The 7,261-nt window shown below is 75.6% G+C and carries 8 protein-coding genes; 2 read left to right on the plus strand and 6 right to left on the minus strand.

Annotation, left to right across the window (positions count from 1 at the left end; genetic code table 11):
• Positions 1-22: 22 nt before the first annotated feature.
• The 4 genes from E9529_RS20515 to sigE are packed head-to-tail and all read right to left on the minus strand — an operon-like array spanning position 23 to position 3,159.
• On the minus strand, positions 23-385 hold the full coding sequence (locus tag E9529_RS20515; protein WP_236833122.1) for a twin-arginine translocase TatA/TatE family subunit: 363 nt from the start codon (positions 383-385) through the stop codon (positions 23-25).
• Between the two features lie 58 nt (positions 386-443).
• Positions 444-1,982 (minus strand): S1C family serine protease, encoded by a 1,539-nt coding sequence (locus tag E9529_RS22875; protein ID WP_236833123.1) that lies wholly within the window; start codon positions 1,980-1,982, stop codon positions 444-446.
• A 23-nt stretch (positions 1,983-2,005) separates the two neighbouring features.
• Positions 2,006-2,572, minus strand: coding sequence for an anti-sigma factor (locus tag E9529_RS22470; protein WP_304505680.1), 567 nt, complete (start codon positions 2,570-2,572; stop codon positions 2,006-2,008).
• Positions 2,569-3,159 carry an RNA polymerase sigma factor SigE gene (sigE, locus tag E9529_RS20530; RefSeq protein ID WP_236833124.1) on the minus strand — a complete coding sequence of 197 codons (591 nt, stop codon included), beginning with the start codon at positions 3,157-3,159 and terminating at the stop codon, positions 2,569-2,571. The genes E9529_RS22470 and sigE overlap by 4 nt, the downstream gene beginning before the upstream one ends.
• Before the next feature lie 196 nt (positions 3,160-3,355).
• On the opposite strand from sigE, the gene E9529_RS20535 reads away from it, so the two are divergent.
• On the plus strand, positions 3,356-4,015 hold the full coding sequence (locus tag E9529_RS20535; protein ID WP_236833125.1) for an O-methyltransferase: 660 nt from the start codon (positions 3,356-3,358) through the stop codon (positions 4,013-4,015).
• Here E9529_RS20535 and E9529_RS20540 read toward each other — a convergent pair.
• Positions 4,012-4,530: a 2'-5' RNA ligase family protein gene (locus E9529_RS20540; protein ID WP_236833126.1), complete on the minus strand. Its 519-nt coding sequence runs from the start codon at positions 4,528-4,530 to the stop codon at positions 4,012-4,014. The genes E9529_RS20535 and E9529_RS20540 overlap by 4 nt on opposite strands.
• Positions 4,527-5,747 carry a glucose-1-phosphate adenylyltransferase gene (gene glgC / locus E9529_RS20545; RefSeq protein WP_236833127.1) on the minus strand — a complete coding sequence of 407 codons (1,221 nt, stop codon included), beginning with the start codon at positions 5,745-5,747 and terminating at the stop codon, positions 4,527-4,529. The genes E9529_RS20540 and glgC overlap by 4 nt, the downstream gene beginning before the upstream one ends.
• A 258-nt stretch (positions 5,748-6,005) precedes the next feature.
• Between glgC and glgA the strand changes: the two genes are divergently transcribed.
• The gene (glgA, locus tag E9529_RS20550) at positions 6,006-7,184 is read left to right on the plus strand and encodes a glycogen synthase (RefSeq protein WP_236833128.1); all 1,179 of its coding nucleotides are present in this window, start codon (positions 6,006-6,008) and stop codon (positions 7,182-7,184) included.
• The last annotated feature ends 77 nt before the right edge of the window (positions 7,185-7,261 follow it).

The following is a 7,261-nucleotide window of genomic DNA, read 5'->3' on the forward strand; positions in this document are numbered from 1 at the left end:
GGCGTCTGGCGGGGCGGTGGGGCTAGGTCGCGTCGACGTCGAAGGGCGGCGGCACGCTGCGGTCGCGCACCTGGGCGGCGACCACCGTGGCCGCCGTCGCGCCCCCTGCCCGCGCCGGGGAGACCGGGGGCTCGTCGTCGCCGAGCAGCTGCTCCCGGATGAAGGTGCGCGGGTGGTACTTGCGCAGGTCCAGGTCGCGCAGCCCGTCGAAGTCGTCACCGAGGGAGTCGTTCACCTGGGCGCGCACGCCGGTGATCGCCCCGCGCAGCCGCTTCAGCCCCGCGGCCGCCTCCTTGGCGAGGTCGGGCAGCCGCTCCGGGCCGAAGATGAAGAGTGCGGCGAGAGCCAGGACGAAGATCTCGCCCCAGCCGATCGAGTCGAACACCGCTCCTCGTCCTTCCGACCGCCGGCGCTGCCGGGGTCAGCGTAGCCGCCTTTCGGGGTCATGCGGCTGCGAGCGTCACCTCGACGGTCTGCGAACCGCCCCCGCGGACCAGTTCCACCGTGACGACGTCGCCCGGCTGGCGGGCGTCGACCGCGACGGAGAGCTCCTCGGAGCTGCCGACCGGCGTCTCGTCGACGGCGATGATCACGTCCTCCTCGCGGATGCCCGCCCGCGCCGCGGGGCTGCCGGGCTCGACGTTGACCACGAGCGCGCCGTCGCGGGTGCCGTCGGTGACCGAGCGGGCGTTGACCCCCAGCGTGGCGTGCACGGCCGAGCCGGTCGCGATCAGCTGCTCGGCGATCCGCTTCATCGTGTCCACCGGAATCGCGAAGCCCAGGCCGATCGAGCCGCCGGCGCCGGTCGAGGCGATCGCGGTGTTGATGCCGACGAGGGCGCCGGTCGCGTCCACCAGCGCACCGCCCGAGTTGCCCGGGTTGATCGGGGCGTCGGTCTGCACGGCGCTGATCACCGCGTTGGTGTCCGTGCCCTCACCGGAGAGCCGCACCGGGCGGTCCAGCGCGCTGACGATCCCGCTGGTGACCGTGCCGGCCAGCCCCAGCGGCGAGCCGATCGCCACCACGGGGTCGCCCACGACGACGTCGCCCGAGCGGCCGAGCGACGCCGTCACCAGACCGGGCTTCTCCACCTTTATGACGGCGAGGTCGCTGGCCGGGTCGCGGCCGACGATGCGCGCGGCCGATCCGCTGCCGTCGGAGAAGACCGCCCGGATCTCGGCGCCCTCGACCCCGTCGGCGCCGGAGATGACATGGTTGTTGGTGACGATGTAGCCGTTCTCGCCGTCGATGACGACGCCCGAGCCGGTCGCACCGGCCTGGCCGACGCGCACCTCGATGGAGACGACGGCCGGGATGACGGCCTCGGCGATGTCGGAGACCGGGGTCTGCTCACCGGTGCCGCGCGGCTCGACCTGGGCCAGCGTGGTGCCCGGGGTGAACAGCGGCGTCTCGTCCGCGGTGCGGGTCAGGTACCAGCCGACGCCGCCGCCGAGGATGCCGACGACCAGCAGGCCGAGGACGACGAGCGTGGTCAGGCGCACGGACAGGTCGCGCAGGCGCACCTTGCGGCGGCCCCGGGGGTCGACGACGAGCGGGCCGGGCTGGCTCTCCTCGTCGTCGTAGACCGCGGGGGCGCCGAGGCCCGCCGGGGACGCCGGGTCGCGCCACGGGTCGACGCGGGCGTCGGTCTTCCACCACGGCCCGGTGGCGGTGCGCCGCCGGCCGGGGCGCCCACCGGGCGGCTCCTCCAGCCCGCGCCGACCGGGGGCCGGCGGGCCGAAGGCGCGCAGCAGCGCCTCGGGTGGCGGTGGCGGGACCGGGCGCGGCGCCGGCGGCGGGCGGTCACCGGCGAAGCTGCCCGCCACCTGCTCAGGCCGCCCGAAGGCACCCGCCTGGGCGGGCGTGGGCCGGGGTGCCTGCACGGGGCGCGCCTCGAGCCGCGGCGCCGTCTCGTCGTCGAAGGCGCTCGACTGCCGGTCGGGGCGCGCGTACGCGGCGGCGTCAGCGGGATTCGGCTCCACCGGCGGGTCGTGCCGGGTGCTGCTCAGGGGGTGCCGCCCGGGGCACCCAGCCCGCCGGTGCTGCCGACGGTGACCGTGCGCAGCACCGGTGGCGCGACCTCGGTGTGCTGCTGGGGCTGGACGGGGTCGGCCGCGGGCACGCGGCCGCTGTCGGCCGGGAGGTTCAGCGCAAGGGCCGTCACGCCCGCGCCGAGGCCGACGATCGTCCCGGCGACCCCGCGGCGGAACCAGCGCCCGCCCGCGGACCCGCGGCGCCGCGCACCGTCGGTGAGGTCCAGGGAGAAAGCGCCGGAGCTCCCCGAGACGGTCAGCTCGCCGGCCGAGGCGCTCATGGCACCGGGCCCGTTCGAGCCGGGCACCTCGGCGGTGAACGGGATGGCGCACAGCCGGGACATCAGGTCGCCGGGCATCGCGACGTCGGAGGAGCCGTGCAGGGCCTCCTTGGCCTCCCGCTGCGCGGCCACCGCCATCCGGCAGCTGGCGCAGCCGGCGAGGTGCCGGGCGGCGCGGCCCGCCGGGCCGGCGGAGAGCTCGCCGTCGACCAGCGCGGCGATCGCCTCCTGGGCCAGGTGGCTCTCCGGGATGCTCATGCCCCGACCTCCCGCGTGGCACCCGCCCGGCGCGGGGCCAGGTGGGCCAGCGCCTCGCGCAGCTGGACGCGGCCGCGGTGGATGCGGCTGCGCACGGTCCCGAGCTTGATGCCCAGGGTGGCGGCGATCTCCTCGTAGGTGAGCCCCTCGATGTCGCACAGGACGACGGCCACCCGGAACTCCGGCGAGAGCGCGTCGAGCGCCGCCTGCACCTGCGGGTCGAGGTGGGTGTCGGCGTAGACCTGCTCGGGGCTGGGCGCGCGGCCCGGCAGTCGCTCGGTGTCGTCGGGCAGCGCGTCGAACCGGATCCGCTGCCGGCGGCGCACCATGTCGAGGAAGAGGTTCGTGGTGATGCGGTGCAGCCAGCCCTCGAAGGTGCCCGGCGAGTAGTCCGCGAGCGAGCGGAACACCCGGACGAAGGTCTCCTGCGTCAGGTCCTCGGCGTCCTGGGGGTTGCCCGACAGGCGGTAGGCCAGCCGGTACACCCGGGCCGAGTGGTCCCGGACGACCTGCTCCCAGGTGGGCGCGACCCAGGCCTCCTGCTCCGCCGCGGCAGCGGCGGGCGTGGGGGTGGTGGCCTCTGGCACGGCACCAGGATCGCAGACGGGACCGCCCGCGACCTCCCCGGAGTCGGCGGGTCGGGACACGGCTCGCATCAGGCGCACGTCCTGAACAACGGGCGGTGGGCACACCCGTGTTCCCGCGCACCGCGACTCCCAGGAGACGCACAGGTGCGCCGGCGCACGCGGGTCCGGACGCCGGGGCCACTACCCTCGGCCGGTGATGAGCGCCGATCAGCCGCCGCCCACGGGCGGCACCGACCCGGGCGCCGCCTACGCCGACCGCTTCGCCGCCGAGTCGCCAGAGATGGTGGCGGCGCGGCACCGCGCCCACTTCCTCCCGGGCGCCACACCGGTGGAGCCACCGGTGGGCGCCACCCTGGCCGTGCTGGCCGCCACCAGTGGCGCCCGCTCGGTGGTCTCGATCGGCAGCGGCGGCGGGCTGGCCGCGCTGTGGCTGCTGCGCGGGATGCGGCCCGACGGGGTGCTCACCGCGCTGGACGGCGACCCCGAGCAGCTGCGCGCCGCCCGCACCGCGCTGGCCGAGGCCAAGGTGCCCGCCAGCCGGGCCCGGCTCATCTTCGGCACACCCGGCGAGGTGCTGCCCCGGCTCTCCCCCGGCGCCTACGACATGGTCTGCTGCGCCGGCCCGCCCCGCGAGTACTCCGACCACCTCGCCGGGCTGCTCGCCCTGGTCCGGATCGGCGGCACCGCCACCTTCCACGGGCTGCTCGAGGGCGGCCGCGTCGCCGACCGCACCGCACGGGACCCGCAGTCGGTGGCGTGGCGCGAGGTCGCCCGCACGATCCGCGACGACGAGACGCTGCTGCCCGCCGTCCTGCCGATCGGCACCGGCCTCCTGCTCGCGACGCGGCGCGGCTAACCGGCGCCGCGGAACGGCGCCGCCACCACCGGCGACCAGGGTCCGCCGAGGTAGCGCCACAGGCCCAGCCCCCGGGCGCGCACCGACCACGGCGTGAAACCGGCGAGCAGCCGCGCGTGCAGGGCGCGGGCCACGGCGGGGTCCACCTTGTTCTGCACCGTGACGTGCGGGGTGAGGCGTTGCCGGTCCTGGCGGGTCAGCCAGGGGTCCCACCGGGCGGCCAGGCCGGCGTGCACCGCGCCGAGCTCGGCGGAGCGGAGGTCGTAGGCCACCCCGCGGCCGAGCATCCGCAGCCCGGTCACCGCGACGTCGAACGCCGCCCGGTCCGCGGCCGCGAGGAGGTCGCGCCGCACGTGCTCCTCGTGCTCCCCCGGCAGCGCGTGGAACAGCGTCACGTGCGCCTGGAGCCAGTTTCGCTCCGGCGGGAAGTGCTCGGCCCGCAGCCGGTCGAAGCCGGCCTGGTCCTCCTCGTCGAGCAGGAGGGTGACCACGAGCGGCGCCGGCCCCCCGCTCACAGGTAGGCGCGGGTGCCCTTGCCCAGGACCGTGATGCCCCCGGCGCTGACGTGGTAGTGCTCGCGGTCCAGGTCGTGGTCGACGCCGATCCGCGCCCCGGCGGGCACGACCACGTTCTTGTCGAGGATGGTGCGGCGGACGTGCGCCCCCTCGCCGATGTAGGCGCCGTCCATGACCACGCTGTCCTCGACCCGGGCGCCGCGCTCCACGCGCACCCCCGGGGAGACCACCGAGTTGTGCACCGAGCCGCCGCCGATGATGGCGCCGGCGCTCACCATCGACTCCTCGGCGCGGCCGCCGAGCACGAACTTCGCCGGCGGGCGCTGCGGCGCCAGGGTGTAGATCGGCCACCGGTCGTTGTAGAGGTTGAACACCGGCGACACCGACACCAGGTCCATGTGCGCGTCGTAGTACGAGTCGATCGTCCCGACGTCGCGCCAGTAGCCCTGGTCGCGCTCGGTGGCCCCGGGCACCACGTTGGTGGAGAAGTCGTAGACCCACGCCTCCCCGGCCTCGGAGAGCATCGGCATGATCGAGCCGCCCATGTCGTGCACCGAGTCGGGGTCCTCGGCGTCGGCGCGCAGGGCCTCCAGCAGGGCATCGGTGGTGAACACGTAGTTGCCCATGGAGGCGAAGCTCTCCTCGGGCGAGTCGGGCAGCCCCGGCGGGTCGGCAGGCTTCTCCAGGAAGCCCCGCACCTTCCCCTCGGCGTCGGAGTCGATGACGCCGAACTCCGTCGCCTCCCGCCGCGGCACCCGGAGGCCGGCGATGGTCACGCCCGCCCCGGTCTGCAGGTGCTGGTCGACCATCTGCGCCGGGTCCATCCGGTACACGTGGTCGGCGCCGAAGACCACCACGATCTCGGGCCGCTCGTCGTAGATGAGGTTGAGGCTCTGGAAGATCGCGTCGGCGCTGCCGGTGTACCAGCGCGGGCCCAGCCGCTGCTGCGCCGGCACCGGGGTGACGTAGTTGCCGAGCAGCTGGGACATCCGCCAGGTCTGGGTGATGTGCCGGTCGAGGCTGTGGCTCTTGTACTGGGTGAGGACGGCGATCTGCCGGATCTCGCCGTTGACCAGGTTGGAGAGCACGAAGTCGATGAGCCGGTAGTTGCCCCCGAAGGGGACGGCCGGCTTCGCGCGGTCCTGGGTCAGCGGAGCCAGCCGCTTCCCCTCACCGCCCGCCAGGACGATGCCGAGAACCCGTGGACCGCCGCGCATGTCCGCAACGTAGCCGTTGGGCCGTCCTACCGCCGCACGTGCCCCGCGCCCCGGTCCGAACGGGTGACCCACCGACACGGCCCCCCGCGAGCCGGTGACGTGCTGGAACGGCCCCGCTGCGGGGTCCTGGTGAGCGGATGGAACGGCCTCGTCCCGGGGCCCGCCCTGAGCCCGGTGACCGGATGGAACGGCCTCGTCCCGGGGCCCGCCCTGAGCCTGCGAAGGGTGGGGAGGACGAGGTCCTTCTAGGGTGTCGCCGTGCGCATCGGGATCGTCACGCGAGAATGGCCGCCGGACGTCTACGGCGGCGCGGGGGTGCACGTCGAGCACCTGGTGGCCGCCCTGCGCAGGCTGCCGGGCGGGGACGCCGTCGACGTCGACGTCCACTGCTTCGGCGGACCGCGCCCGGACGCGACCGCGCACGCCGTCCCCGAGGGGCTCTCGGGCGCCAACGGCGCGCTGCAGGCGGTGGGTGTCGACGTCGGCATCGCCGCCGCGCTGGCCGGCGTCGACCTGGTGCACAGCCACACCTGGTACGCGAACACCGCCGGCCTGCTGGCCTCGCTGGTGCACGGCGTCCCCCACGTCGTCACCGCGCACTCGCTGGAGCCGCGGCGGCCGTGGAAGGCCGACCAGCTCGGAGGCGGCTACCGGCTCTCCTCCTGGGCCGAGCGCACTGCCTACCTGGCCGCGGACGCGGTGGTGGCGGTGAGCTCGGGCATGCGGGAGGACGTGCTGGCCGTCTACCCCGAGCTGGACCCCGCGCGGGTGCACGTGGTGCGCAACGGCGTCGACGCGGAGGCCTACCGGCCGGTGCTCGCCCCCGACGTCGTCCGGGGGCTCGGCGTGGACCCCGACCGGCCGTACGCGCTGTTCGTCGGGCGGATCACCCGGCAGAAGGGGCTGGCGCACCTGCTCGCCGCGGCCGACCAGCTGCCCGCGGATGCCGGTCTGGTGCTGTGCGCGGGCGCCGCCGACACCCCCGCCGAGCGGCAGCAGGTCGCCGACGCCGTCGCCGACCTCCAGACCCGCCGCGACGGCGTCGTCTGGATCGAGGAGATGCTGCCGCGCGAGCAACTGGTCCCGCTCATCACCGGGGCGACGGTGTTCGTCTGCCCGTCGGTGTACGAGCCGCTCGGCATCGTCAACCTGGAGGCCGCGGCCTGCGGCACCGCCGTCGTGGCCAGCGCGGTGGGCGGCATCCCGGAGGTCGTCGACGACGGCCGCACGGGACTGCTGGTGCCCTACGACGAGGCCGACCCGGCCGGGTTCGCCGCCGACCTGGCCGCCCGCACCGGTGAGCTGCTGGCCGACCCGGACCGCGCCGCCGCGATGGGTGCCGCGGGCCGCGAGCGGGTCGTCGCCAACTTCGGCTGGGAGGCGATCGCCCGGCAGACGGTGCAGGTCTACGCGGAGGTCCTCGCCGCCCGCCGCTGAGCGGACGACCGACCGCAGAGTGAGCGTCCCCTCACTTTGGGGGCACGGACTCCCCACCCCTCGGCTGTCCCCGGGTC

This window comes from Blastococcus sp. KM273128 (assembly GCF_021698975.1).
GTDB lineage: Bacteria > Actinomycetota > Actinomycetes > Mycobacteriales > Geodermatophilaceae > Blastococcus.